At 69.2% G+C, this 26,504-nt stretch carries 21 protein-coding genes and 1 pseudogene; 13 read left to right on the forward strand and 9 right to left on the reverse strand.

Annotation, left to right across the window (positions count from 1 at the left end):
• Nucleotides 1-273 precede the first annotated feature (273 nt).
• The 3 genes from IEZ31_RS40155 to IEZ31_RS40165 all read right to left on the reverse strand — a co-directional run bounded on the left by IEZ31_RS40155 (nucleotide 274) and on the right by IEZ31_RS40165 (nucleotide 2,958).
• Nucleotides 274-1,191 carry an NADP-dependent oxidoreductase gene (locus IEZ31_RS40155; protein ID WP_190255358.1) on the reverse strand — a complete coding sequence of 306 codons (918 nt, stop codon included), beginning with the start codon at nucleotides 1,189-1,191 and terminating at the stop codon, nucleotides 274-276.
• 476 nt (nucleotides 1,192-1,667) lie between these two features.
• Nucleotides 1,668-1,883: an SHOCT domain-containing protein gene (locus tag IEZ31_RS40160; RefSeq protein ID WP_190255359.1), complete on the reverse strand. Its 216-nt coding sequence runs from the start codon at nucleotides 1,881-1,883 to the stop codon at nucleotides 1,668-1,670.
• Nucleotides 1,884-2,532: 649 nt separating this feature from the next.
• Entirely contained in the window at nucleotides 2,533-2,958 is a 426-nt protein-coding gene (locus IEZ31_RS40165) for an ArsR/SmtB family transcription factor (protein ID WP_229836376.1), read from the reverse strand.
• Between the two features lie 82 nt (nucleotides 2,959-3,040).
• On the opposite strand from IEZ31_RS40165, the gene IEZ31_RS40170 reads away from it, so the two are divergent.
• Nucleotides 3,041-5,032, forward strand: a complete 1,992-nt coding sequence (locus IEZ31_RS40170; RefSeq protein WP_444542475.1) for a heavy metal translocating P-type ATPase — start codon at nucleotides 3,041-3,043, stop codon at nucleotides 5,030-5,032.
• Between the two features lie 201 nt (nucleotides 5,033-5,233).
• Nucleotides 5,234-6,304 (forward strand): Dyp-type peroxidase, encoded by a 1,071-nt coding sequence (locus IEZ31_RS40175; RefSeq protein ID WP_190255361.1) that lies wholly within the window; start codon nucleotides 5,234-5,236, stop codon nucleotides 6,302-6,304.
• A gap of 31 nt (nucleotides 6,305-6,335) precedes the next feature.
• Here the strand turns inward: IEZ31_RS40175 and IEZ31_RS40180 are convergent, their stop codons facing one another.
• From IEZ31_RS40180 to IEZ31_RS40190, 3 genes are all read right to left on the reverse strand, one after another.
• Nucleotides 6,336-6,767 (reverse strand): hypothetical protein, encoded by a 432-nt coding sequence (locus IEZ31_RS40180; RefSeq protein ID WP_190255362.1) that lies wholly within the window; start codon nucleotides 6,765-6,767, stop codon nucleotides 6,336-6,338.
• A gap of 1,136 nt (nucleotides 6,768-7,903) precedes the next feature.
• Nucleotides 7,904-8,869: a M56 family metallopeptidase gene (locus tag IEZ31_RS40185; protein ID WP_190255363.1), complete on the reverse strand. Its 966-nt coding sequence runs from the start codon at nucleotides 8,867-8,869 to the stop codon at nucleotides 7,904-7,906.
• Nucleotides 8,866-9,267, reverse strand: coding sequence for a BlaI/MecI/CopY family transcriptional regulator (locus IEZ31_RS40190; protein WP_190255364.1), 402 nt, complete (start codon nucleotides 9,265-9,267; stop codon nucleotides 8,866-8,868). The genes IEZ31_RS40185 and IEZ31_RS40190 overlap by 4 nt, the downstream gene beginning before the upstream one ends.
• 242 nt (nucleotides 9,268-9,509) lie before the next feature.
• Here IEZ31_RS40190 and IEZ31_RS40195 point away from each other — a divergent pair.
• From IEZ31_RS40195 to IEZ31_RS40225, 7 genes and pseudogenes are all read left to right on the forward strand, one after another.
• Nucleotides 9,510-9,756 (forward strand): annotated as a pseudogene (locus tag IEZ31_RS40195) (cell cycle protein); the annotation flags it as partial.
• Nucleotides 9,757-10,579: 823 nt separating this feature from the next.
• On the forward strand, nucleotides 10,580-12,646 hold the full coding sequence (locus IEZ31_RS40200; RefSeq protein WP_190255365.1) for a bifunctional copper resistance protein CopD/cytochrome c oxidase assembly protein: 2,067 nt from the start codon (nucleotides 10,580-10,582) through the stop codon (nucleotides 12,644-12,646).
• A gap of 244 nt (nucleotides 12,647-12,890) precedes the next feature.
• Nucleotides 12,891-14,456 (forward strand): cytochrome c biogenesis protein ResB, encoded by a 1,566-nt coding sequence (locus tag IEZ31_RS40205; RefSeq protein ID WP_190255366.1) that lies wholly within the window; start codon nucleotides 12,891-12,893, stop codon nucleotides 14,454-14,456.
• Between the two features lie 83 nt (nucleotides 14,457-14,539).
• Nucleotides 14,540-15,154: a TlpA family protein disulfide reductase gene (locus IEZ31_RS40210; RefSeq protein ID WP_229836379.1), complete on the forward strand. Its 615-nt coding sequence runs from the start codon at nucleotides 14,540-14,542 to the stop codon at nucleotides 15,152-15,154.
• Nucleotides 15,147-15,935, forward strand: a complete 789-nt coding sequence (locus IEZ31_RS40215; protein ID WP_190255367.1) for a cytochrome c biogenesis CcdA family protein — start codon at nucleotides 15,147-15,149, stop codon at nucleotides 15,933-15,935. Before IEZ31_RS40210 ends, IEZ31_RS40215 begins: the two co-directional genes overlap by 8 nt.
• A 201-nt stretch (nucleotides 15,936-16,136) precedes the next feature.
• A complete protein-coding gene (ccsB, locus tag IEZ31_RS40220) occupies nucleotides 16,137-17,120 on the forward strand; it encodes a c-type cytochrome biogenesis protein CcsB (RefSeq protein WP_190255368.1) in 984 nt (327 codons plus the stop codon).
• A gap of 261 nt (nucleotides 17,121-17,381) precedes the next feature.
• The gene (locus tag IEZ31_RS40225) at nucleotides 17,382-18,266 is read left to right on the forward strand and encodes a thioredoxin-like domain-containing protein (RefSeq protein ID WP_229836382.1); all 885 of its coding nucleotides are present in this window, start codon (nucleotides 17,382-17,384) and stop codon (nucleotides 18,264-18,266) included.
• 208 nt (nucleotides 18,267-18,474) lie between these two features.
• On the opposite strand, the gene IEZ31_RS40230 is transcribed toward IEZ31_RS40225, so the two are convergent.
• Both IEZ31_RS40230 and IEZ31_RS40235 read right to left on the reverse strand, forming a co-directional pair.
• Nucleotides 18,475-19,011, reverse strand: coding sequence for a hypothetical protein (locus tag IEZ31_RS40230; protein WP_190255369.1), 537 nt, complete (start codon nucleotides 19,009-19,011; stop codon nucleotides 18,475-18,477).
• 45 nt (nucleotides 19,012-19,056) lie between these two features.
• On the reverse strand, nucleotides 19,057-20,652 hold the full coding sequence (locus IEZ31_RS40235) for a C40 family peptidase (protein ID WP_229836386.1): 1,596 nt from the start codon (nucleotides 20,650-20,652) through the stop codon (nucleotides 19,057-19,059).
• A gap of 537 nt (nucleotides 20,653-21,189) precedes the next feature.
• Here IEZ31_RS40235 and IEZ31_RS59550 point away from each other — a divergent pair.
• The 4 genes from IEZ31_RS59550 to IEZ31_RS40255 all read left to right on the forward strand — a co-directional run bounded on the left by IEZ31_RS59550 (nucleotide 21,190) and on the right by IEZ31_RS40255 (nucleotide 25,499).
• Entirely contained in the window at nucleotides 21,190-21,441 is a 252-nt protein-coding gene (locus tag IEZ31_RS59550) for a helix-turn-helix transcriptional regulator (protein WP_190255371.1), read from the forward strand.
• 729 nt (nucleotides 21,442-22,170) lie between these two features.
• Nucleotides 22,171-22,770: a copper resistance CopC family protein gene (locus IEZ31_RS40245; protein ID WP_190255372.1), complete on the forward strand. Its 600-nt coding sequence runs from the start codon at nucleotides 22,171-22,173 to the stop codon at nucleotides 22,768-22,770.
• 79 nt (nucleotides 22,771-22,849) lie between these two features.
• Nucleotides 22,850-24,868, forward strand: a complete 2,019-nt coding sequence (locus IEZ31_RS40250) for a bifunctional copper resistance protein CopD/cytochrome c oxidase assembly protein (protein WP_190255373.1) — start codon at nucleotides 22,850-22,852, stop codon at nucleotides 24,866-24,868.
• A gap of 259 nt (nucleotides 24,869-25,127) precedes the next feature.
• Nucleotides 25,128-25,499 (forward strand): hypothetical protein, encoded by a 372-nt coding sequence (locus tag IEZ31_RS40255; RefSeq protein ID WP_190255374.1) that lies wholly within the window; start codon nucleotides 25,128-25,130, stop codon nucleotides 25,497-25,499.
• A 155-nt stretch (nucleotides 25,500-25,654) separates the two neighbouring features.
• Here the strand turns inward: IEZ31_RS40255 and IEZ31_RS40260 are convergent, their stop codons facing one another.
• Nucleotides 25,655-26,122 carry a DUF1775 domain-containing protein gene (locus IEZ31_RS40260; RefSeq protein WP_190255375.1) on the reverse strand — a complete coding sequence of 156 codons (468 nt, stop codon included), beginning with the start codon at nucleotides 26,120-26,122 and terminating at the stop codon, nucleotides 25,655-25,657.
• Nucleotides 26,123-26,504 lie beyond the last annotated feature (382 nt).

Here is a 26,504-nt window from a genome sequence, read left to right on the forward strand (position 1 = left end):
AAGTGCATAGGACTCGGACATCTCGGTCTCCTGTTCGTGTTGGTTGAGCGGGCTCCTGTTCGTGTCGGTCGGACTGCAATGCGTCCCACGCTATAGCGCGGGTGATGGCCTGACTGGAGGAGAACGCGGGTGATGGCCGGGCTGGAGGAGGATCCGCAGGTCATCTCCATTTCACCCCGGTCGGGGTCGGGCTGGATCCACCAGATCGAGACCTGGTTCGGACATCGAACGATTGGTCTGGCCTACCGCCCGGCGATCGCGTCCCCCGAGTCCTCACGGACGAACGCGGATGATCGTCTTCCCCTTTCGTCGCCCAGTCGGGTTGAGGGCGGCGACGGCATCGTCGAGGGTCGCAACGTTGCCGATGTTCGTCCGCAGCCGTTGGTCACGCACGCGTTGGACGATCTCACCCAACTGGGTGCGATCGGACTCGACAACGAAGTCGATCGCCAGGCCATCGGCGGGCCGCGCCTCGGGCGGCCCTACGACGGTCACCAGGGTTCCTCCGGCCCGGATGAGGCCTGCGGACCGCCTCTGGATGTCTCCGCCGATGACGTCGAATACCAGGTCGACGCCGCCGACGTCTTCCAGGACGTCGTTGTCGAGGTCGAGGAACTCCTGCGCGCCGAAGTCGAGCGTCTTCTGACGGTCGGCGGCGCGCCCCGTACCGATGACAAATGCGCCGGCCTCACGTGCGAGTTGCGTCACCATCGTCCCGACTGCGCCGGCCGCGCCGTGCACGAGGACGCTCTGCCCCGCCTGAAGGCGGCCGTACTCGAACAGCCCTTGCCACGCGGTCAGGCCCGAGATCGGCAGGCTCGCGCCCACCGCGAAGTCGACGTCGCCGGGCAGCGGCGCGAGGTTGCGTGCCTCGATCGCCACCTGCTCCGCCAGGGTGCCGTCGCGATGCCAGTCCGCGAGGCCGAACACCCGCTGTCCCATCGACAGTCCCGCCGTGCCGTAGCCGAGAGCGGTGACCACTCCGGCCAGCTCGTGCCCAGGGATCGACGGTGTCCGGTCCCGGCCGAGGCGATCGGCCCAGGTCGAGGGCCACGCCAGCTCGGTCGGGACGAATCCCGACGCATGAACCTGAACCACGACGTCGTTTATCGCCGGTTCCGGCTCGGGCCGCTCCACCAGCGTCATCCCGGCCGTTCCCGCAGCCTGGTCCGTCACCACGATCGCTCTCATAGGACCTGCCTCCTCGGTGGTGGAAATGCTGCAGGGGTCGCCCCGTACCCGGTCGGGTCGAGCACAAACCCGGTCGACTGCAGGTAGACCGCATCAGGGTTGACGAAGCGACGCGCCGAGATCGCGGGACGGCCGCGGCGGCTATGGAGGGCAGGTCGGCCGCGCCGGCCGCCATCACCTCGGTGAAGCCGGCGCGCTCGTCGGCCAAGGCTCGTTCGTGCCCACAATGGATAGAACGACGGCGGACCCGGCCACGGTGACGTCCACAGTGGAGGATCTGGCGGGCCACCCTGCCCCTGCGTACAGTGGGTCCACGACCACCTGGACGCGCTCAGGCGATGAACCCCCGGATCCGGCAGGGGGTGGAAGAACCGGTCAAGTCGGCGAAGTCCTGTGGCAGGGCCTTCCAGTGGCGCCCACGGTGCCGCCGTGCCCGCTGGTCCGCCATCGGCGGACCAGCGGCGCAAGCCAGTCGCTCATCGCGGCGGCTGGCTGTGCTCGAGAAGCGTCTGCCGCGTCCGTTCATACGCCTCGGCGTCTATGTCGCCCCGGGCGAACCGGCGGTCCAGAATCTCCAACGGGGTTTCCCCGTGGTGGCGCGCCGGCCCACGGCCGCCGCGGTCCTGAACGAGCCGGACCACGGCCCACACGATCAGCGCCACCAACCCGATCCACAGCAGGGTCATCAGCATCCAACCAACGCCGAAGCCTGCCCCGCCGTACCAGCCGCATCCAGGCATCACGACCTCCTCTCAGCGACTCCCCGCCGCATCCCGGTCTGACCGGCGGCAGGGCAACTCAGGATCCTCTACCTACGCTACGTAGTCACGGGTCCGGTTGACAGGGACGTTCGCCCCGCTGTACAGGACGTTCGTCGCCTTCTTCCTGGTCTTGCAGACCGTCCTCGACCTGGCGCGCGGGCTCGCCAGCGGCAGTTCCTGCGGCCACGGCCATGGCCTCGGCGGCGTCGGTGGGTTCCTGTCGGAGGCTCAACAGCGTCCCCCACCGCCAGGCAGGAGAACCGGCGCCAGCCATCAAGCTCACACCGGAGCCGAAGCGCGCCAGGCCCGGGCCGCGCGCCGCCCCGCGGCCGCCCGCCTGCAATGCGGCGAACGCCGCTCGGCGGCCGTGCCGTCGCTGCCGTGCGCATCCGGGCGAATGCACACCCCGCTCCGGCTTGCTTGACCTGCTGCCGACCTGCCTGTCCGTTCGTGCGCGGCGGGGACTGCGGGCGACCGAACGAGACGTTCGAGCATCATTCGGCGTTCAGCAACGGATGAGGTACGAGCAGCGGTCATGTCCTGCGGTGCTGCTACGGCCGAGTCATCGGCGGGCCGGCATTCACCCGCCGGTGGCGGGCGCGGCGAGTTCGTGCTGACCGGCCGAGCGGGCCGGCGGATGCGGGAGATGGGTGTGCGCCGTCTCGGCCATGCCGTGGTCGGGCAGGTTGCGGTCGGTGTGGTCGGCGTGGAACAACGCCTCGGCCAGCAGTGCGCGGACGTGGGTGTCGGCGGCGGAGTAGTGCACGAAGGTGCCTTCGCGGCGGCCGCGGACGAGGCCGGCGAGGCGGAGTTTGGCCAGGTGCTGGCTGACCGCGGTGGGGGCGGCGCCGACGAGTTCGGCGAGGCAGGCGACCGAGGACTCGCCCTGCAGGAGCGCCCAGAGGATCTTGATGCGGGTGGGGTCGGCGAGCAGCCGGAAGCCTTCGGCGGCGAGGTGGACCTGCTCGTCGTTGGGCATCTGGAAGTCCGGCAGTGACGTGTGCACGAGACCAGGATAGCCGAACCTCAGTATCAAACTGCCTATCTGCCTAGCTATCTGCATTCCTATGCAGATAGTGTTGCTCCTCGTGACCTTGACGACGACCGCGGCCCACCCATCCGCGGCTACCCCCGCTGCACCGGCACCCCGGCGGCTCGCCAGCCGGCTGTGGGCGCTGACCGAGGTGCGCTCGGCCGCGGCGGCGACCGTCCTGTTCGCCGCCGGCAGCGCGGCGCAGGCGCTGGGCGCGGCGGCGCCGCTGTGGTGGACGCTCTACCTGGCCTGCTACGCCGCGGGCGGCTGGGAACCAGCGCTGGCCGGGCTGCGAGCACTACGCGAGCGGACCCTGGACGTGGACCTGCTGATGATCGTGGCGGCGCTCGGCGCGGCCGGGATCGGGCAGGTGTTCGACGGGGCGCTGCTGATCGTCATCTTCGCGACCTCGGGCGCCCTGGAGGCGTTTGCGACCGCCCGCACCGCCGACAATGTCCGGGCACTGCTCGACCTGGCCCCCGAGCAGGCCATCCGCCTCGACGCCGACGGGACCGACACCGCCGTCCACGTCGCCCAGCTGCGGGTGGGTGACGTGATCCGGGTCCGGCCGGGCGAGCGGATCGGTGCCGACGCGGTCGTCGTCGACGGTGCCAGCGAGGTGGACCAGGCCACGATCACCGGCGAGCCGCTCCCAGTGGTGAAGATCGCCGGGGATGAGGTGTTCGCCGGCACGCTCAACTGCACCGGATCGCTGGTGGCCCGGGTGCACCGGGCAGCCGGCGAGTCGGTGATCGCCCGGATCGTCGCGCTGGTCGAGCAGGCGTCGGCGACCAAGGCCAGGACGCAGCTGTTCATCGAGAAGGTGGAGCAGCGGTACTCGATCGGTGTCGTCGTGGCCACGCTCGCCCTGTTCGCGATCCCGCTGGTGTTCGGCGCCGACCTGCGGTCCACGCTGCTGCGGGCGATGACGTTCATGATCGTGGCGTCGCCGTGTGCCGTCGTGCTGGCCACGATGCCGCCGCTGCTGTCCGCGATCGCCCTTGCCGGCCGGCACGGCGTGCTGGTCAAGTCCGCCGTGGTCATGGAACGGCTCGCCGACACGACGCTGGTGGCGTTCGACAAGACCGGCACCCTCACCGAAGGCCACCCTCGGGTCGCCGAGCTCCATCCGGTCGGCAAGACGAGCGCGAAGGAGGTGCTGCGGCTGGCCGCCGGCGCTGAGCACCCCAGTGAGCACCCCGTTGCCGCCGCGGTCCTGGCCGCCGCCCGTGACCTCGGTCTGCCGGTCCCGGCCGCCGCCGACTTCAGCTCCACTCCCGGCCGTGGCGTGAGCGCGATCGTTGACGGTCAACCGGTGGCCGTCGGCAGCCCCGCCCTGCTCGACGAGGTGTCCCGGCCCCGGTCGAACACCGACGTCGCGCAAGCCCGCGCCGTGGTCGACGCCGCACAGGCAGCTGGGCACACCGCCGTCGTCGTGCTGGTCGACGGCGCCCCGGCAGGAGTCCTCGCTCTGGCCGACAGTCTCCGCCCTGCTGCCGCCGGCACCGTGACCGCACTGACCAACCTGACCGGCACGACTCCGGTGCTGCTCACTGGCGACAACCCGGGCGCCGCCGGCCACCTGGCTGCCGAAGCCGGCATCAGCGACGTGCGCGGCGGGCTCCTGCCCGCCGGGAAGGTCGACCAGGTGCGGGCCCTGCAGGCCGGTGGCCGGCGGGTGCTGCTGGTCGGTGACGGCGTCAACGACGCTCCCGCGCTGGCGGCCGCGGATCTCGGTGTCGCGATGGGTCGTGGCGGTTCCGACCTGGCGCTGCAGGCCGCCGACGCGGTCCTGGTCCGCGACGACCTGGCCACGCTGCCCGCGGTCATCGCCCTGTCCCGGCGTGCCCGTCGCCTGGTGCAGGCGAACCTGGCGATCGCCGCCACGTTCATCACCGTGCTGGTCGCCTGGGATCTGTTCGGCGACCTCCCTCTGCCGCTCGGTGTGGCGGGACACGAAGGCTCCACCGTCGTCGTGGGCCTCAACGGCCTGCGGCTGTTGGCCACCGGCGCATGGCGCCGGGTCCAGGCGGGACAGGCATCGTGAGCCGGCGCCGTGTCGCCGTGCCCGCCCGTGCCGAACCCGCGGGCGCTGGCGCCTCGTCGCGTTGCGCCGTCGCGGTCTGCCGGGGCTGCTGCGGCACGGCGAAGCATCACGGCTCGATGCCCTTGTGGAGGTCTGGGCGTGTAGCTGTAGACCGGCATCTCACGCTGTCGTGATGGATGGCGCTCAATGTAGGTTGTGAAGATGGATCCGGCACTGAACGGGCGGGGGATGTCGCGCCGCTTGGTGCTTGCTGGTACCGGATTGCTTGGGGGATCGCTGCTCGGTGCGACGGGGTGCAGTGACGCGCCGTCACGGGCGTTCTACGGTGTCCATCAGTCCGGCATCACCACTCCGGTCCTGCCGTTCCTGCAGATCGCCGGCTTTGATGTCGTTGCGAGGGATCGCGACGGTCTGATCGAGCTGCTGCAGACGTGGACGCGGGTCGCTGCCGAACTGGCGAGCAGGCCGAGTGCCGCGCTCAGCCTGACGTTCGGCTTCGGCCCGGCGCTGTTCGCGGAGGGGCGTTTCGGGCTGGCCGCCCGACGCCCGCCGGCGCTGACCGAGCTCCCGTCGTTTCCTGGTGATTCGCTGGACCCGGCCGCCGGCGGCGGCGACCTCTGTATCCAGATCTGTGCACAGCATCCGACGACGGCCCACGACGCCGTCCGTGCCCTTGTGAATGCGGGACGGTCCAACGCCAGGCTCCGCTGGCGACAGGTCGGTTTCCGCGACGGGGACGACGGCGCCGATCCGACCGGATTGTTCGGGTTTCGCGACGGTACCGCCAGTCTTGACCTCACCAGCCAGCAGGAACAGGTTGACCACCTGTGGGTGAGCGACGGACCGGCGTGGCTGCACGGCGGCACCTATCTCGTCGTGCGGCGGATCCGGCTCCTGCTGGACACCTGGGACCGCACTGACATCGCGACGCAGGAAACGATCATCGGCCGCCGTCGCGACAGCAACGACCGGCTCGGCGGTGTCCCCACGGCGCACGTCCAGCTGGCGTCTCCTGAGGCGAACGGCGGTGCCAAGCTGCTGCGGCGGTCGTACTCGTACGACGCCGGAACGGACCCCAACGGGCTGATGGATGCCGGTCTCATCTTCATCTGCTTCCAACGCGATCCACAGCGCCAGTTCGTGGCGATCCAGCAGCGACTGGGCTCGAGTGATCCACTCAACGGCTACAGCCAGCACCTGGCCAGCGGCGTGTTCGCCTGCCCCGCCGGCGTCGAACGCGGGTCCTGGATCGGTGCGAGCCTGCTGTCCTGAGCGGTAGCGGCCAATGGTGGCCCGCCCGCTCCTACCGAGGGATGGCTCTGGGCAGCGCTATCCGGGCGAGCGCGATGGCCTTGGCCTTGGCGTCGACCGGCGGTTTCGCCCCGCCGAACTTGGTGATGACGTGCGTCTTGCCGCTGATCACCTGGAGTTCCGTCTTGTCCGGCGTCCAGTACGCGTCATCCCCGATCCCGGTGACCGGCTCGACGACGGCCGGGTTGCTGCGATCGCGTTCGAAGTCTTCCCTGCCGCTGGTCGCGGAGTCGTCAAGGACGTACAGATACTCCGTGACGGCTGGACTGATGCTGGGTGCGAGTGGGCCGAATCCGGGGGTGAGGCCGAAGGCGCACACTGGCGGCCAGCTGTCCACCTTCCTCGGCGGATTGACCGGCACCGCCAAGACCTGCGCGACCCCCTGCTGCGTGAGCGTCCGGCACGGGTCATCCAGCTGGCTCACGTCCCACGAACCATGCATGGCCGTCGGACTTGCCGAAGGACCCACGGTCGCCGTGTTCGAAGAAGGGCCGGGAGCTGGGCCGGCGACAGCGGGTGGGCGATGTTCGGCCGGTGGCGACTGGCTGGTACAGCCCGCGCAGAACGACAAGAGCGTCATCGCTGCCACCAGGTGACAGGACAACGATTGCCTATCGGACATCCTCCACATGGAGGGGATTCTACGGCCATCGATGCATTTTTGACAGGTTCCGAAAAAAGCCTCTGACCTGGCATCTCATCGATGCGGCGGGGTCGGGTCTCCTGCCCGGTGGGGCGCGTTCGACGGTCTCGGTCAGTGAGGGTTTCAGCTGTTGGCAGTGACGGCGTAGGTCCTCCCAACGCCGTGAGCGCATGCGGTCGCGCACGCGATGGTGCGCGCGTTCAGTATCGTGGGTGGATCGGGTGCGGGTGTAACGCCGGCCGTTCGGTACGGCGTTCCTTGCTGCAACCCACACTCCTAAGCATGTTAGTAGTAGAATTTCCCCGTTTCGTGCCACGCCACACCGCCGATCCGCGAAGGAGTCACCGCATCGCCGCAGGGGAACCGTTCCGGCGCGTCTGCGGCCTGCCCGTGGGCCTCGCGGACGCGACGCGACAGATTCAGGATCGGTCATCCGGGGCAGGTGGCAGCTCGACCCGGATCGCGAGGCGATTCGCCCAATTGGCTGGACACTGTGCCGTCGCGGCGCATCGGAGGGTGTCCGGAGCTGTGCTGCGCCGCTGCTGTCGAGTCGCAGTCGCTCGTTTTGTGCTACGATCCTAGCTAGTAGTTCTAGCACGCTCCGTCCGTCGATCGCTCCGAGACGACGGCGCGGCGACGGCTGGACGTTCCCCTTCACTCGTCGTCAGCGTCGATCGAGCCTCCGCCTTCCTTGTCTGCGTAGGAGGGCGGAGGCGTCAACATGCTTCAGTCCGGTGCACGTCACCATCGGACGCTGGAAGCGCGACAGGAGCGGGAACAGGTGATCGCCCTTCCGGCTGCCGGAAAACGGTGAGCAGCCGTCGCATAACCAATTCAGTCGGGTTACCGTGCGCCCCGACCGGCCCCATCGGCGGTGCCGTCTGCCAAGACAGAGGCGCCCGGGCCGGCGAGCCGACCTAGAGGGAGAAGATGCTCGGAACCCAGGTGGTATAGCGGTCAAACACGGCGATGCCGATTGGCGTGAGCAACAGCCCGATCAAGGAAAGCGCGATGAGACCACGAGCCCTTCCGCTCAGCGGCGGTGGCGGGCTCAGCAGACGGTTGAGCCGCTCGATGCCATCACCGCCGTGGACCGCGAGGACCTCGTCCCCACGGCCGGGCGTCGTCGGTGGTTGAGCCAGGCTCACGAGCGCACGCGCCAGGTCAATTCGGTCACTGGTCCGGGCGGCGGCATCGTCGGCGCACAGCTCGACGAGCCGGTCGACCTGACGCCGGCCGAGCTGGAAGCAGCGCAGCGCCGGAAACGCCTGCGCGAGGATGCGCATCCAGTGGGTCAGTTCGTAGTGGTGACCGGTGTGATGCGCTCGTTCGTGCGCCAGAACGGCCGACAGCTCCGGCTCGCGCAGCCGAGCTACAGCCGCGGAGGTGATAATGATGTCTGCGTGACGTCCGGGAAGACTTGGGCCTGGCATGAGGTATGCCGCGGGCTCATGGTGTCGCACCACCGTGGCCCCGGGCACGGACGAGGGCACCCCGGCGATGCGAATCATGAGCCGAAGCTGAGCCCGACGGAACCGCATCCCGCAAACTGTCCGATATCCACTGGCCAGGAGCCGCCACCCGAGGACTCCGAGGCCGGCAAGCCCGGCGACGGCCGCCACCTGGGCGGGCCGGTCGTGCCGACCGAGCAGCGCATCAAGGCACACATGCCAGGCGCCCTTGACCAGATCGTGCGTCCGGTCCCAATACAGCAGGAGCGTCAGGCCGGTCAGCAAGCCCGCGACCAACACCGCCGCGGAAGCTGTGATCCAGGTGATCACCGCCAGCCTGGGAGCGCGCAGCACCCAAGCGGCGCTCGCGAGCCGCGGCGCGCCGACCAGCGCCAGAGCGGCGGTGAACGCCGCCAGCAACAAAGGGCTCACCGGCCGGAGATCCTGCGTTCGTAGCTGTTCAACGCTGCCCGCAGCGCCGCGGCATCGTCCAGCGTCATACGACCCACGAACTGCGTGAGCGCCTCGGCGCGGTTCCCGCTGTCGACAAGCGCGTCGTGCATCGCCTGGGCGACGTATTGATCGCGCGATACCGCAGGGGTGTACCGGTACGCGCGCCCGTCGGGCTCACGGGTGAGCCAACCCTTACGGAAGAGCGTGTCGAGGACGGTCATGACCGTGGTGTACGCGAGCGTCCGATGCCAGCTCAGCTCGGTGAGCGCCTCCCGTACCGAGGTCGGCTCGGCGCGGTCCCATAGCAGCTCCATGAGCGCCGCTTCCAGCTCTCCGAATCCGTGCACGCGTATCCTCCGGTCCGACTTGGCTGCCATACTAACGCGGCACCGCCTGCGCTCCGGATCTGTCGGTGCTGAGGTCGCAGGTTGCCGCGGACGCCGTCACCCAGGCGCGGAGGCGTTGCGAGTGCCGGCGCTGAAACGCAGCACGATAGGGTTCAGGCCACAACTCGTCGGCGCTGCCTGGTTCGTCGATCTGATGGGATGGCTGGCCGCCCGACGAGGCCCGGCAGGGGCTGACGTGGTTCCGATTCGCCTCGGGCCGATCTGGGTCGATGATCTCTGGGCTGCCGCTGCCGTTCATCTCCGACGGCGGGAGCGCGCTCGTCGTGGCGCTCGGCGCGGCCGGGATGCTCACGTCGGCCGCCCGGGCCGAGCCGGACTGCGCGAGCCATGCACGCCCGTCCGCCGCGGAAATGGGTGCGACTACTCTGGGCGCCGTTGCCGCCGCTGCCGCGCGCTCGCGAGGACAGCGACGGTGAGGCCCCCTCGACACGCGCGACGGGCCGGTCCCCGAGGGTGTAAGGCAGTGCCGTACGACGGGCGCGGCGGGTCAAGTTGCGGCTGGCGCAGCCCGGCGGAACTCCGGCGGCGTGTAGCAGCTGGGGAGATCAGCCTCCCGCACGGCATCCAGGCCTCTGACCGGGGACTAGTGTCTGTTGGTCGACCTGAAGCACTTACGGGGCCGCAACGGCATCCGGATGTTGCGTTGAGGCCGACGCCGCCGCAACGTTGCGTCAGCTGCGAAAGGGCCGGCCGACGCGGATGGCGCGAGGCTTGGAGTAACGGCGCAGGAGTAGATCGATTGCCCGGGACGGAGAAGTGTTACCAGACCGAGCCGGGCCGGTAGGGAGAGCCCGACCCGACTCGGTCTGTGGGCACGCCGACAGTGCCTGCCGGGTGCGCCACCACCGGCTCACACGATACGCCATGTCTACTATGCTACATAGTACGTTGTGGCGACCGCTCCCCTGGAGGATCGGTGACCCGTCAACTGCCGGTGGCGGCGTGAAACGGCGCTGCATGCTCGCGAGGTGGTTCCGTCCCCGCCTTGCGATCAACTCCACGCGGTCCGACGTGGGTGTTGTTCCCGGCGAACCGTCTGGGGTGAAGTGGCCGTGACCAAGTCGACCGCGCCTGCTGTCGTCCGCAGTGCCGGCACTCCAGCCCCTGCCTGGCCCGGTCGGAAGGCGACTCCGCCTCGCAGTGCTGTGTCGCAGCGGGGTCCTGTGAATTCGGCAGCTATCAATTACTAGGATACATAGTACTGATGGATCGGAAGGCCAGGACAGCCGTTCACGGCATGAACCGGCGAGCGCACACGAGTTCGCAAGGGGGGTGGTCGACGATGACGGTTGCGACGCCAGGTGGCGACGGGGTTCGCCGCTGGCTGCCGCTCGCGGTCGCGGCCGGTGTCGTCACGTTCGGTGGTGCCGCGGCGGTTCTGGCGCTGCGCGGCGCAGGCGGGTGGCCGAGCGGGCCGCTGCCGGGTATCACTTCGGCGGGTCCCGTCACCGACTGGGGCCTTCCGCTGTCACGTGTCGGCCGAACACTCGCGTCATCGGCGACCATCGGCATGCTGATGGCGGCGACCGTCCTCACCCCGCAAGCGCCCGGATCGTGCCGGATGCTGGCGGCCGTCGGACAGCGGTCGCTGCGTAACGCAGGCTGGGCTGCGGCCGGATGGATGCTGGCTACGACGGCGAATGCGGCCTTCACGCTGTCCGATCTCATGGCTGTACCAACATGGCAAGCGCTCGCGCCTGCGACGATGTGGGAATTCCTGACCGGGACGTCCTCCGGTCGAGCGTCGTCGGTGAGCGCGGCCACAGCCGGCGTCATCGTGGTCACGGCGCGAGTCGGTCGTTCCGCCGCCACCGGTATCGGGCTTGCGGCTCTGGCGATGGTCGGTGTGCTCGCGCCGGTGTTCACCGGGCACGCAGCCGCCCAAGGCAGTCATCAGATTGCGGTATCGGCGTTGGTGCTGCATGTCGGCGCAGCCACGGTCTGGGCCGGCGGCCTGGCCGGGCTGCTGGCCTGCCGTCACCTTGCTCCGGAGGCGTTGGCACGCTCGATCAGGCGGTTCTCATGGGTCGCCGCGGTATGCATGGTGGCGGTCGCGGCCAGCGGTCTGATCAGCGCCGCCGTACGCCTGCCCACCCCGTCGAGCCTTCTCGCCACCGGCTACGGATGGCTGCTACTCGGCAAGACAACCGCCTTGTGTGCGCTGGCGTTCGTGGGCTTCCTGCAGCGTGCCCGGTCGATACCGGCCCTCGCCACCGGGGACCGCCGAGTACTCGTCCGGACCACGGTCGCCGAAGCGGCCCTGTTCGGTCTCACGTTCGGTCTGGCCGCTGGGTTGTCCCGCACACCACCACCGGCTTCCTTCGTACCTGAGGACCCCGCCGCGCGGCTGCTCGGCTTCCCGATGCCCGGCCCGCCGACGGCACGCTCGCTCCTCGTCGACTGGCTGCCGGAACCGCTCACGCTGACCGCAGCCACCGTCGCCGTCGCGCTCTATCTGGCCGCGGTATGGCGACTGTGGCGCCGCGGCGACCACTGGCCGGTCGCACGCACGGCAATGTGGGTAAGCGGCTGGGTTGTCGTCATCGTGGCCACCAGCAGCGGCCTGGCCCGCTATGCCCCGGTCCTGTTCAGCGCGCACATGATCCAGCACATGATCCTGACGATGGTGGCCCCCATCCTGTTTGTGTTGGCCGCACCAGCAACCGTCGGACTGCGCGCGCTGCGGCCGTCGGCCGATCCGGCCTGGGCCGGCCCCCGTGAGTGGATCACCGCTGCCCTGCACAGCCGATCCGCACGACTGCTCACCCACCCGGCCGTGGCATTTGGCATCTACACGACAAGCCTCTACGGCATGTATCTCACCGACCTCTACGAGATCGCGCTGCGGTCCCATCTGGGCCACCTGGTGATGATCGCCCACTTCCTCGGAGCGGGATACCTCTTCTTCTGGGTGCTCATCGGCGCCGACCCCTCACCTCGGCCGCGTCCGGCCTTCCCGTTCCGGCTGGTCATCCTGCTCATCTTCATGGCCATGCATGCCATCTTCGGCCTGATCATGATGCAGACCCAGGAGGTCATCGCCAACGACTGGTACAGCCAACTGGGTCGGCCATGGGGCAACGGCGCGCTGGCCGATCAAAAGGTCGGCGGCGGCATCGCCTGGGCGTCGGGTGAACTGCCGGCCCTCACTGTGGCGATTGCACTCGTCGTTCAATGGTCACGCTCGGACGCCCGCGCGGACGCCCGCTACGACCGCAGCGTCGATCGCGCCGAGCGCAGCGGCGCGGACAACGCCCACGCCGCTTACAACCGCATGCTGGCACAACTTGCCGAACGAGACGGCCGGCCGCGCCCGACCGAGGCCGCACCCGCCGGGGATCGCCAATGACGGCCGCGGCCCGCCTGTTGACCAGCTGGCAGCCCCACCGGGTGTCGTCGTCATCACCCGGCAGCTGGCACGACCTCCGCAACACGATCAATGCGGGGGAGTGCGGGGCGCCGGCGGCCGCGGCGCATCGTCGCGGCCGCGGGCGTCGCAGCAGCACCGTGCCGAGATCGGTGCGGGGGGTCAGGTGAACCGTCGTGGGCGCGTGGCCGCATCACTGCGTCGTTTGTGGCGGCAGCTGACCAGCATGCGCACCGCACTGGTGCTGTTGCTGCTCCTCGCGGTGGCTGCGGTGCCTGGTTCGGTGTTGCCGCAGCGCAGTCTGGCACCCGAGCAGGTCGAGGCCTACCGCCGGGACAAGCCGGCGTTGGCGGAGTGGTTCGACAGGTTCGGGCTGTTCGACGCCTACGCTTCGCCGTGGTTCGCGGCAATCTATCTGCTGCTGTTCACATCATTGATCGGGTGCGTGTTGCCACGGCTGGGCGAACACGCTCGGGCGTTGCGGCGCAAGCCGCCGGCGGCGCCACGGAACTTCCGGCGGTTGCCGGCGCACGCCGAGGTCGGCGATGCCCCTGCCGAGGCTCGACCGGTGGGCGAGAGGCTGCAGCAGCTCATGCGCTCCCGGCGCTACCGGGTTGTGGCGTACTCCGAGGACGGTGGCCACGTTACGGTCGCGGCGGAAAAGGGGCATCTCAAGGAGACCGGCAACTTACTCTTCCATGCAGCGTTGCTGGCAGTGCTGGCGGGAGTCGCGTTCGGCTACGGCTGGGGTTGGTCCGGAAACCGGATTCTGGTAGCCGGCCCCGACACCGGCTTCTGCACCGGACTGCAACAGTTTGACGAGTACGCCTTGGGTCCGCGTCTGGGCGCCGAAGACCTCCCCGGGTACTGTCTGCAACTCGAACGCTTCGACGCTGACTTTCTCGACACCGGCCAGCCCACAACGTTCCAGGCCGACGTCACCTGGACAGCTCCGCGAGCCGCCCGGACCGGCCGCCAGCGGCTCGAGGTCAACACACCGTTGCGGCTTGACGGAGCGAACGTGTACCTACTGGGTCACGGCTACGCCCCGATCCTCCGCTACACCGATCGGCAGGGCCGGGCCCAGACGTCGGTGTCGGCATTCCTGCCGGTCGACGGCATGCTGACCAGCGAGGGCGCGGCGCTGTTTCCCGACGCCAACGCCGACGGTACGTCGGGAGCGCGTTCGACCGACGCTCAGGTGGCGTTCTCCGGGGTGTACGTGCCAACGGTGCCGACGTCCGGGCCTCTCGCACTGTCAGCTCATCCGGCGGAACGAGCGCCGGGACTCTTGCTGACCGCATACCGAGGCGACCTTGGCCTCGACAACGGTGTGCCGCAGTCGGTGTACCAGATCCCTCGCCGGGCGGTGGACGACGGACGGCTGATCCAACTGCCCGAGGCGAACACACTGCTGCGGCCCGGCGAGCGGTGGATCCTCGACGACGGCACCAGTGTGGAGTTTCTCGGAACCCGTCGATGGATCTCGATCACAGTCCGCCACGACCCCGGCGAGCCCGTCGTATTGGCGGCGGTCATTGGGATCATGACGGGCCTGGTTCCCATGCTCGGGGTGCGTCGCCGGCGGATCTGGTTTCGAGTCCTGCCGACCTCCAGCGGGTGCACGATCACCGCCGGTGGGTTGCCCAGGGTCGACTATCCGGGGTTCGCCGCCGAGTTCGCGGCCGCCGTGGCGGCGGCTCGCGGCGCCGTCGGTGCGGTCGCGTCGGTGCGGGCAACAGGCGGTCCGCCAGCCGGTACGGCCTCGGTCGCCGATGGTGTCCGGTCGTGAGGTCCTGCCGGTGCTCGACGGCCGAGGCGTCGAGCCCGGCCTACGTCTCGGATGAGCCGACACGTGAAATGGAGTGGTCACGCGTGCAGCGGAACATCGTGTGGTGGTCGACCGTGGTCACCGGGCTGATCGTGTTCAGCATGGGAACGGCAGGGTGTGCCGATGGGCCAGTGCAATCCGATGGGCAGCCCGGGGGTGGTCTCCGCGCCGGGAACGCAGGACCAGTTGCCGCCGGGCCTACCGGAGTTGTCGCGGCCGCAGATCGAGCTCGGGCGCCGAGGCTGGAGGGCGAACTGCTCGACGGTGGTCGGTTCGACCCCGAGTCAGTCGCCGGGATGGCTGTGGTGGTGAACTTCTGGGCATCGTGGTGCGCGCCGTGCCGTGCCGAGGCGGAAGAACTCAACGCCACTGCCGAGGCGACCCGGGAACTCGGGGCCAGATTCGTCGGCGTGAACGTCCGTGACGGCCGCGACCAGGCACGCGCATTCGTGGAAGGGCGGGAGCTGTACCCGAGCCTGTTCGATCCGCCGGGCCGCATCGCGCTCGCCTTCACCGACGTACCGCCGAACACGATCCCGGCCACGGTGATCATCGACCGGCGGGGCCGGGTGGCGGTCGTACTGCGCAAGGCCGTGACCCAGCGGGAACTGGAGCCGTTGGTGCGTCAGGTCGCAGAGGAGCCCGCCGCCGGTGGGTGAGCTGTTCGCCATGATCGCGACATCCGGCCCGCTGGTCCTGGCGTTGACCGTCGCCGCACTTGCAGGGCTGGCGAGCTTCCTGTCGCCGTGCGTCCTGCCGTTGGTGCCCGGCTACGTCTCGTACGTCACCGGTATGGCTGGTGTGGCAGCGCCAGGCCCGGACGGGAACGCCCAGCTGCCCACGACCGCGGAGCGCTCCGCGGCAGGGGGGCGCATGTTCGCCGGGACGTTGCTGTTTGTCGCGGGGTTCACGACCGTGTTCATCCTTACCGCTGTGACCGCGGCCGGCGCGGGACGACTGCTGCTGGTGCAAGCCCGGACGGTTGAGATCGTCGCCGGCGGGTTGACGATCCTGCTCGGCCTGAGCTTCCTCGGCTTGCTGCCAGTCGCGCAGTACGAGCGGCGGTGGCGCCGGCTGCCGGTACCCGGCCTGCTCGGTGCCCCGATGCTCGGCGTGGTCTTCGGGGTGGGATGGGTGCCCTGCGTCAGCCCGACCCTAGGTGCTGTGCTCGCGCTCGCCGCGGTTGACGCTACGGTCGGTCGTGCCGTCGCGCTCGCGGTGGCGTACTGCGGTGGCCTGGGCACACCGTTCATCTTGTTCGGGCTGGGCTTCCGCCGGGTCCTGACAGCGCTCGCGGTCGCCCGCCGGCACACCCGGACGATCACCGGCGTCGGCGGGGCGCTGCTCATCGCGATCGGGTTGGCACTGATGACGGGCTGGTGGTCGGTGTTCACCATTTGGCTTCGCGCGACGCTGGGCCCGGGACAGGTCGGCATATGACGTCTCGCTGCGAGCTGCATCGGTCACCACTGGTCGGCAGGGGAGCACGAACCTTGCGCTGGTGCCGAGCTCGAGCCACCCGTTCGGCAGCCACACACCGACCGCACTGCACGGCGACGGGCGAAGTCGTCCGTGAAAACCGCCGGAGCGCGCCCAGGCTCGTCACCGAACGCACGTCGTCGTGCAAGAAGGAGCCCCATCATGGCCCCGTTGTCTGACCAACTGCTCGCGGTAACACTCGTGGCGTACCTCCTCGCGATGGTGGCCTACACCTTCGAGCACGCAGTACGCCGAGTCGGCTCCGTCGCACCAGCGGCATCGCGTTTGCCGGCAGTGCGTGTCGCCGCGTCACCGGCAGCCTCTCAACCGAGTCCAGATCCCGAACTGACGAGCGACGCCGTGCCGAGTCCGTGGGCCCATCGGGCCGGCTGGGCCGCGATCATCGCTACCGGCATCGGTGTCATCGCCCACCTAAGTTGCCTGATCAGCCGGGGTATCGAGGCTCGGCGAGTCCCGTGGGGCAACATGTACGAGTTCGTTCTCGCCGTCACGCTGGTCGGCGTCCTGGCGTGGCTGGCGATCGTGCTGCGCAGACCGGCCATCCGCCCCGTCGGGCTGTACGTCACACTCGCAGCGGTCATTCTGCTCGGGCTGGCCGGGATGCGTCTGTACACCGCTGCCGGCCCGCTCGTGCCGGCACTGAACTCGTACTGGCTGAAAATCCACGTCAGCACGGCCGCGATCGCCTCCGGCATCTTCCTGCTCGGGTTCATTGCCGCCTCCGGATACCTGGCCCGCCTTGTTTACGACCGGGCCGCCGCCACTGACAGGCCACCGGGACTGGTTGCCTCGGTCGGCCGGCACCTTCCTGCGGCCGCCACGCTGGAACGGCTCAGCTTCCAGGCGCACGCGGTCGCATTTCCGATCTGGTCCTTCGCCGTCGGCGCCGGCGCAATCTGGGCCGAAGCGGCTTGGGGCCGCTACTGGGGTTGGGATCCCAAGGAAACGTGGGCGTTCATCTCCTGGGTCGCCTACGCCGGCTACCTGCATGCCCACGCCACACCCAGCATCAAACGGCCCGTGGTCGCCTATCTCGCCATCGTCGCCTGGGGCACGATGATGTTCAATCTTTTCGCGGTCAATCTCCTGATCGCCGGCCTGCATTCGTACGCTGGCACCGAGTGATGCGTCCGAACCACCGGCGGCGGGCGCAGCGGGCCTTGCGGGCGCCGAAGGCCATCAGGCGTCACCGGCGAGCCGAGCGGACGGGTCGCTGCCCCGAGACCGTCCCCCTCGCTGTCACCTGGCAGGCAACTATCGAGCATAGTAGGATGCCTGTGTCGTCGGCGGGGACTGAACTCGCCGGTTTCAGTGCAAGGCATCGCGAGTCGTCCGACGCTGCTCCGCTGAACATCGATCATCTACATTCGACCAGACGGGATGGGCATGTCCAGCCAGGAGCGCCAAGACCGCCCGAAGAGGGCCAGGGTAAGCAAGGGCTCTTCGACCAGTGCGGTCGAGGGCGGCAAGCCGCAGCGGACGAACGCCAAGCCGGTCGGGGCCAGGCCTGTGGCCAAGGTCGGCAAGCGGCCGCACGGCAAGGGCGGCAGTCGTCCCAATCGACGGATCGCTCCCGTCAAGGTCAACGACGGCCGGAACTGGATGCCGGTCGCGTTGTTCACGGTGGTCGGGCTGATCGCCGTGTCCATCATCGGATACGCGGGCTGGTCGGTCTACCAGAACGGTCTGAGCTGGTCGGACAGGGCGGCGCGCATCGACGGGATCGTGAACTGGCGCGAGCGGAATCCGGACGCGCTCACCGCTGACCACAAGGCCGGCGTCATCGACTACTCCACGATGCCGATGAAGCCGCCGGCAGGCGGCAATCACAACGCCAACTGGCAGCGCTGCCAAGGCGACGTCTACGAGGCGGCTATCGCCACCGAGCACGCGATTCACAGCATGGAGCACGGCGCCGCATGGATCACGTACCAGCCGGGGTTGGCGAAGGAGCAGGTGGACCTGCTGGCGAACCTCGTGCGCGGCACCGACTACCGTCTGATGAGCCCGTTCGAAGGGCAGGACGCTCCGATATCCCTGCAGGTCTGGGGTTACCAACTCAAAGTCGACAACGCCCGTGACGCCCGGATCGCCACGTTCCTGAGCACGCTCGCCCCTCAGGCGGCCAAGGAGCAAGGGGCGACCTGCTCCAGCGGCGCAATCATCACAGAGACCGGCACCACCCCCCGGGACCTGTCTCCACCGCAGCAGCAACCAGGTGCTGGCCAAATGGGCGGCGCAGACCCAGACGGAGGCAACCACGGGGGCTGACCGGCGCAAGGCTGCCCGTCAATCGGACACCGACCGGACGGCGCATCGGAGCATGCGTACAGGCGACACTGATGTGGCAGCCGCGTTTGCCGGGGCGTAGCGTCCGCGGCTCATCGTCACTGGCTTCATCGCCGTGACAAGGCTCAGCCTTGTCCGCGTTCGACGCTGCGATTCGTCGCTACGCCCAACGCTGGGAAGCATGCGGTGCCTACCGGGCCCCTGGGCGCGCTGCGGTGTCGGCGGAGGACTCGGACGGAGACTCCTGTCCGACTGCGAGGAGACGACCGAACTGGCGCGCCAGCTCCGGGCCGGCCATGCCGACCGCGTGGAACGTGTGGATGGTGCCGTCGGCCATGCCGACGGTGACCTCCACCCGGCCGTGCTCGGGCTTGCTGTTGGCCCAGCGCACCGCGTCGACGGCGATGTCAGGAGCGGATTCGCCACGGCGCATCGTTCGTTCGGCTTGGAGGGCGAACAGCCACACGACGAAGGCGGTGACGCCGGCGGCGATGGCCAGGATCAGCGCCGCCGCCGCAAGCGCTGCACCCAGATCGCGGTTGACGGCGTGCCCGAAGCCGAGTCCAAGCGCCGCGATGGCAAAGGCGGCGAACACGGCGCCACCCGCGAGGCGCAACAACCGGCCGCGCCGAGCGCTGTGATCGATGACGTGCACCCCGGCCTCGACGAACAGCAGCGTGACCGGGGTGTCAGCGGCAGTGCGGACACCCGAAAGCTTCACGATCACCAACGATACGCCATCCGATCGGCACCTCGCCTGGCTCGCCGCAGGCTATGGCTCAGCCGGCGCGCACGAAGTCGTTGAATGGCCGCGACGTGTGGTGGGCGGCGTCGGCGCCTTCGCGGAGGCGGACGCCGTCGCGCTCGTCGAGGTACTCGGCTGCTGCGAGGCCGCCGGCGACGGCGGCGCCGACGAGGCGGGTTGTGACGAGGGCGGCGCCGGCGAGGGCGGTTGTGACGAGGGCGGTTGTGACGAGGGAGGAGCTGACGATGGTGGCTTCGACGACGGCGGCGCCGACGTGGGCGGCTTCGAGGTGGTCGCAGACGGCGACGGGTTGGTCGTGATGGAGGTCGGGTTGGGCTGCGGCGGCTGCGTGGTCTGGTTGGGCGCCGGCACCGCGGGGAAGATCCGCGAGGCGCCGAACAGCCGGGACCACCTGACCGGCGAGACCTTGACCTTTTGGCCAGTGGTCGGCGCAACCACCATGTTGCCGTTCCCGATGTAGATGCCCATGTGGTAGATCGAGCGCCAGTCATTGAGGTCGTTGGCGAAGAACACCAGGTCGCCCGGAAGCAGCCGGTCGCCGGGCCGGTCCTTCGTCGGCTGGATGTTCGTCGTGCCGCGGTACATGTCGTTGGCGACCCGTGGCACGCGCACCCCGACCAGTCCGTAGGCCCAGTACGCCAGGCCGGAGCAGTCGAACGTGTTGGGGCCTTCGTCGCCCCAGACGTACCAGCTCCCAATCTTGCCCATCGCGTAGTTCAACGCCTGGATGGCCTTCGGATGCGCCTGCATGCCGTCGATGACCGGATTGGCGACGAGGCCCGGACCACCGAGGCTCTGCTCATACTCGTCCTGCGCCGCCTCGATCTGCAGTACCGCAGCCTCGTTGTCGCTCTTCAGCTTGAGATACGCCGCATTCCTGGCGTTGAACTCGACGTCGATCGGCGTGTAGATGCCCTGCGCGGTCTGCACCGCGCTGCGGGCGAGGTCGAGCTTCAGCTCGGCCGCCGACTTCTCGTCCTCGGCGCGCAGCAGGTCACGAGCGGTTTCCTGCCCGCCTGGCTGGTCGCCGAGGCCGGGGGCAAGCCTCCCGAACTGGTACAGATCAAAGGCGTACTGGTCGAGCGGGCCGAGCCCGGTCGCTCGCTTGTAGGCGTCGGCGGCCGCCGAGTCGGCCTTGCCGCGCAGGTCGGCGACGCGGGCGGTGGCGAGCCGCAGCTGTTCCTCGGCGTCGGTAAGTGTGGCCTGCGCCGCTTCGAGGTCCAGTGATGCCTGCAGCCGTCGCTGGCCGAGTGAGGTGACCACGGCCTCGGCGGCTGCCAACTGCGCCGCGAGGGGCCCGCGTAGCGACGCCGCCGAGGTGCCAGCCGGTGGTGTGGTGGCCGTCGTGCCGCTCTGGCCGGGCATGACCAGCGTGCCAGCGGCGATCGGTCGGGAACCGGCGTCCGGAATGCTCTGGCCCGGGTCGGCGTAGGCGGGGCGAGCGACCAGCGCGCAGAGCATCGTGCACACGACGGCGGCGGCGACCGCGGGGCCTCGACGGCGTCGACTGAGCTTGCGAACGGCAGGCTCGATGACCTGCTCCAACGGCTCCGGTGTCCAGTCGTCGCCTGGATATGCCGCCCTCAGCACCAGCTCGTCCATTGTCACCGTTCCAGTCGGTTAGCCATGCCTGTTGGTCGATCGTTGCCGATCGACCAGTCGGTCTGCCGCCCGACGGTGTCCCTGCCGCCATGTTCTTACCTCACGGAGGCGAGCAACGTCGAGTGGTGATCAATGTCAGCTTCATCCGGGGCGGGGTGAATGCGGGTCGAACAAAGGGTTCGACCGGCGGCACACGAGGCTGGATGCGGTCCGGCCGGTACCGTGGCATCATGTCCTATCTTGAGTGGGAGATGAACGTCGGGTCGGCTACGCCGTGAGCTGCGCTTCTTCGCGCTCGACTGGATCCCAAGCCCAGCCAGCCGCGGCGCGGTGCTGCAACCGCCCCATCCGTTCGTCGGCGACATGAGTTGTCGCGGCGAACCAGCCGCGCTTGTTGCCTCAGTTGTCGAAGAACCCTACGATCATCAGTAGTAGGGTGACGACGCGGAGGAGCTGTGTTTGTGTGCGGTGTCTCGATTGCCAGACGCTCGAACGTCTGGTTGACCGGTCATCGTCGGCGAACGCAACCGTGATCCCGTGTCCAGACCAGATCACCGCCTACTCGCCATCGCCTTCGGCCAGCAGCTCAAGCACCACCGCCAAGCCGCCGGCCTCAGCCAACAAGAGCTCGGCGAGCGTGCTGGACACAACCGTTCCCACGTCTCGGACCTTGAGAGCGGCAGATACGTACCAACGCTCTCTACGGCCTACCTGCTCGCCTGCGCCCTCAACGTTCCGCTGTCGGCGCTCGCGCCAGATGACCTCTGGTCGGCCGCTCTGCCACCCTAGGTCGCCCGCCGCCGTGGCGAGCCAGGTACTCGCTCCGCATCGCCGCCATCCACCGCGGCGTTGGTGCATCCGGGCATGAGCGCGATCGCCGACGCCGGAACTTCTGACCTCGTCCCCGCCGGCACGGTTTGTCGGCGCTGCCGGGAGCGCCGTTCCTGGGCGATCCGACAACGTTCAGCATCGCGGCGAGTAGTTGCGTATCGTGCCGTCCGCACCGGCGGCCTTTGCTGATCGCCGCTGACCCAATCGACTCCCGGCGGCCGCCCGCCCGCCATGTGTAAAAGCTGACCTCGTCGCCGACGCCGGCACATCCGCAGCGCGGGCAACTGCGCCGACGGGGTCGCGAGCGTCGGCTGTACCGTTGCGAAAAACACACCCCGGATCCACCCACACCGTTGGCAGCTCCGCTCGCAGTGCTGCCCGGCAAGCCTGTGACGATATGCGCCTGGACGGATCCGGGCTGTTGGCGTCGCCAGTTCATCACGCGGCACCCCACTCGCGTTCACGATCGCGGTCGAACTCCGGGTACTAGTCAGCATAGTAGAATGTCCAGCCGGTCAGCCAGGTATGCATCATCTCCTTGCCAACCGTGGTACCCGGAGACCATCGGGAACTTTCGCACCGCAAAGGACGACTGTGAGTCGTAGTAGTACCACCGGGAAGGGATACGGTTCGGTGAGATCAGACGTTCGGGCGCGACGGCGGGCCCGTTGGTGGACGGGTGCGGCGTTGACACTGGCGAGCGTCATCACCGGGCTCGCTGCCACGGGGACACCCGCGTCGGCACACAATGCACTGCGCAGCAGCACGCCCGCCGAAGGTGCGAGCCTGCCCATGGGCCCGACGGCCATCACGATGACCTTCCGCGAATCGCCGAACGTGGCCATGGCCCAGGTGGCGGTGGTCGACGCTGCCGGTCTCGACCTCGTCGCCGAACCGCCGACCGGTGCCGGCACCTCCCTCACCCAGCCGCTGCGGGCCGCGAGCACGCCCGGGCCGGTCACCGTGACCTACCGGGTCGTCTCGACCGACGGGCATCCGATTCAAGGCAAGATCACCTTCACGGTGACCTCTGCCGCGACCGCGTCTTCGGCCGTGAACAGCCCGTCCCCGGCGCCGGCCAGTGCTGCGGCGCCCGCGGTCGCGCCATCGGCCTCCGCGTCCTCGGGCGCGGCAGCAGAGGCGGACGAGCCGATCGAGCCGTGGGGCGTCGCGTTTGTCGTCGGTGCGCTCGCAGGCCTCATCGCGATCGCCGCAGCGTTGGCGTTCTGGCCGCGTGGCCGGCAACCCGATCCGGCGGCACCGCCGACCGCATCCGACAACACCTGACAGCCGCCCTACTGGAGGTTCGGTCTCACATGCGCACAGTCACGCGCCGCTGTGTGCGTCGCGGGTCGCGGCACGACAGATGAGTGGGAGACGGGTGAGGGAACGACGCGCGGTGGTCGCGGCCGCGACCGCGGTGACCGCAGTTGCCGCTGCGGCGGGCGCGGTGTACGTCGGAGGTGGTGCCAGCACGACGGCCCTGCCCGGCCTGACCGTTGCCGGGCCGGTGACCGCATGGGGGCTGCCGACTGCCCGGGTGCTGGTTGACGTGAGCGCCGCGGTGACCCTCGGGCTTCTCGTCGGCGCGGTCTGCTTCGCCTCCGTGGAGCGCGAGCGCACCGCGCGGGGACGGCGGATGGCGTTGTCCGCCGTGGGCTTCTACGCGGTGCGGTTGGCGTCGGTGGCTGCAGCGGGATGGCTGATCGCGGTTGCGGCGCTGGCGGTGTTCACGGTGTCGGACCTGCTTGCCACTCCAGCCGCCGAGATTCTGCGAGGCCGGGCGACGGTGAGCTTCCTGCTCGACCTTCTGCAGGGCCGCGCGCTGCTGGTCAGTGCAGTGGCGGCGCTGGTGATCGCGGTCGTGGCACGGTTCGCCCTCCAGGTGAGCACGGTCGTACCGCTGGGTGCGGTGGCCGCGGCTGGGCTCGCAGCACCGGCATTCGCCGGGCATGCCGCATCGTCGGGAAACCATCAGCTCGCCGTGTCGTCGCTGGTGCTGCACAGCGTCGCCGCGGCGGTTTGGCTCGGTGGACTCGCCGCGCTGCTGCTGGTGCGTCGTCGCGGCGACGCCGATCTGCACCGGGCGGTGCGGCGGTTCTCCACCGTGGCAGCCTGGTGCTTGCCGCTCGTCGTGGCCGCCGGGTCGGTCAACGCCGTAGCACGCCTGCAGGAACCATCCCAGCTGTGGACGAGCACCTACGGTCGGCTGATCATGGTCAAGATCGCCGCCGTGCTGGTGGTCGTAGCCCTCGCCGCGTGGCACCGGCGGGTCAGCATCCCCGCGCTGGCCGGTGGACGGACGGGAATGTTCCGGCGGATCGCCGCCGTCGAGGTGGCCGTGCTGGGTGCGACGTTCGGCCTGGCGGTCGGGTTGTCCCGCACACCACCGCCGACTGCTGACGGCGGCGAAGAGACCGTAGCGCAGAGTCTGCTGGGCTTTCCCATGCCTGACCCGGTGTCGGTGGGCCGGCTGCTGACGCAGTGGCTGGTCGAGCCGCTGTCGTTGACGGTGGCCCTCGTCGCGGTCGGCACCTACGTCGCGGGCTGGTGGCGGCTACGCCGACGCGGCGACACCTGGCCAGTGCATCGTCTGGCCATGTGGACGGCCGGCTGGACGGTGGTGGTCCTCGCGACGAGCTCCGGCCTGGGCCGCTACGCGCCGGTGCTGTTCAGCGCCCATGTGGCCGTGCACATGGTGCTGAGCATGCTCGCCCCGATCCTGCTCGTGCTCGGAGCGCCGGTTACCCTCGCGCTGCGCGCCTTGCGTCCCAGCGGCGACGCCGGCTGGCCCGGGCCGCGGGAGTGGCTGACCGCGGCGCTGCACAGCCGTCCGGCCACCGTCCTGGCCAACCCTCTCGCCGCGCTGGCGGTCTACGTCAGCAGCCTGTACGGCTTGTACTTCACCGGCCTGTTCGACCTCGCGCTGCGCTCACACGTCGCACACCTGGCCATGCAGGCGCATTTCCTGCTCGCCGGCTACCTGTTCTTCAGCAGCCTCATCGGCGTGGACCCGGGCCGCCGTCCGGCGCCGTATCCCATGCGGCTGCTGCTGTTCGCCGCGATGGCCCTGCACGCCATCTTCGGGCTGGCGGTGCAGCAGTCCACCACACTGCTCGCCGCCGACTGGTACACGGCCGTCGCCCGGCCATGGGGCCTGTCACCGATCGACGATCAGCGGCTCGGCGGTGGCATCGCCTGGTCGTTCGGCGAGTTGCCGACCGCCGTCGTCGCGATCGTGCTGCTCGCCCAGTGGTGGCGAGCCGATCAGCGGGAGGCCGAACGCATCGACCGCGTCATCGACCGGGCCGAGGCCGACGGCGAGGACCACGCACTGGCCGCCTGGGCCCGCGCAGAAGGGCGCACGCCGCCACGGCCTGGCTGACGCTGCGCTTCTACGTCCGCGTCTGAGCGCCCGGGTGCAAGCGGGCTCGTATTCACCGGTTGTCGCCGAGGCATAGCTGTACGACTGACTGCGCGCCCGTCAGCCGTTCACCGCACCACAAGCTGGAAGAGCACTAGGTTCTGTCTCGCGGATCTTTGGCTGTGGCGATGGCGTGCGGCCTAGCGACAGGGGTGCGTGATCTGGTGCCGCCGCTCGGTGAAGACTGGCTCCGAAGTCGTCGATATTTTGGGAGTGCACCATGTCATCCCTGTTCAGCGGACCGATACTTGGTGTTCGAATGCGTCTTTCGCCCAGCACCGGGGCGCAGCCGGTCTATGCCGAGATCGTGGTCGACATCGAGCCGCTCGAGGGCGGGACAACCGAGTTCGAGTTCGTCAGCCTGGCTCACCCGCTTCGTGCTGAATTTGCTGCCGCAGTCGAGTCCAGCCTTCGAGATGAACTGAACAGCCAGGTGGCCACCAGAGGCTTGTCGTCCGTATTTGAGGGCGCAGGAGTCCGGGTCACGCTCACCACCGCCCGTTCGCACGACGTCGATTCGAGCGTGTCAGCGTTTCTGACAGTGGCGCGCTTGGCCGTCCGAGCTGCCATCGAACGCCGACGAAGGAGCTGAGCTTCGCTGCTCGCGGCCATCGGGAACGGGCGGCGCGGTCGAAGTTCGGCGGCCTGCCGCCGACACGGTGATTGACAGCGCACGGCGGAACGGCAGGTGACTGACGCGGGTCGATGGCATCGCAACTCCAGGCGACAGAGCGGGCGCGAGAGCATCTACTTGGGCGCTTCGTCGTAGTGGATCGGAGCATTGTCGGTGGCTGAAGCCGGCCGTCGGACGACAACGACGACAAAAACACCGAAACCCACCATGGCTAGCACGGCAACAACCGCGAGTAGCTGCAGGCCGATCCTGCTGGTGCGCGGCAGGCCGGTGTCTGCCCGCGATGGTTGCCCGGCCAGTCCGGCGGCTGTCTGGCTGGTGTTCTCCTGCGGTGCGCCGGTACACGCGACTGCGCAGGATCCGGCAACGTCGCCGGTTGCGGCGGGCATCAACAGGAGCACCGGCGCGGGGTTTGTCGGCGCTGGCTGGCCAGGCCCGGCCACGTTGACCCACCGGATCGACGTGCCGTCCTCAAAGGTCTCGATCGTCTTGAAGACGAGGCGGGTGGCACCTCGTGGCAGCTGGGACACGACGATCGCGAAGGTCACCTCGCGCCCGGAGCTCAGGACGGGTCCGCTCACGGTGAAACCGTCGGAGGTTGCGGTGAACTTCCAACGATCCGGTGCGGCGAGAGGCCGGATGTCGCCAGGTTCCAGGCCGGCAGGCAGCTGTACTCGCTCGGACACCACCCGGGCGCGCTGCCTTCCAGCAGTGCCGCTGAAGGTTACCGTCACGCTCCGCGCGCCAGGCCGGGCGTTGTCCGCCTGGACCGTGACGTCTGCCCACGCCGGCACGCCCTCCGTGACGGGTAGCGTTCCGGCCAATGCTCCGGCCAGGGCAGCGGCCGCAAGCCGAATGTGCAGAGGTCGCGGGCGCCGGATCATTGCGGAGGCTCCTGCCGGTCGTCGGGCCCCGAAGGTGGTGCATCCGGTGCCGGGTGAATCGAGGTGATCGCGGGCTTGA

Origin of the sequence: Dactylosporangium sucinum (genome assembly GCF_014647515.1) — a bacterium.
Classification (GTDB): domain Bacteria; phylum Actinomycetota; class Actinomycetes; order Mycobacteriales; family Micromonosporaceae; genus Dactylosporangium; species Dactylosporangium sucinum.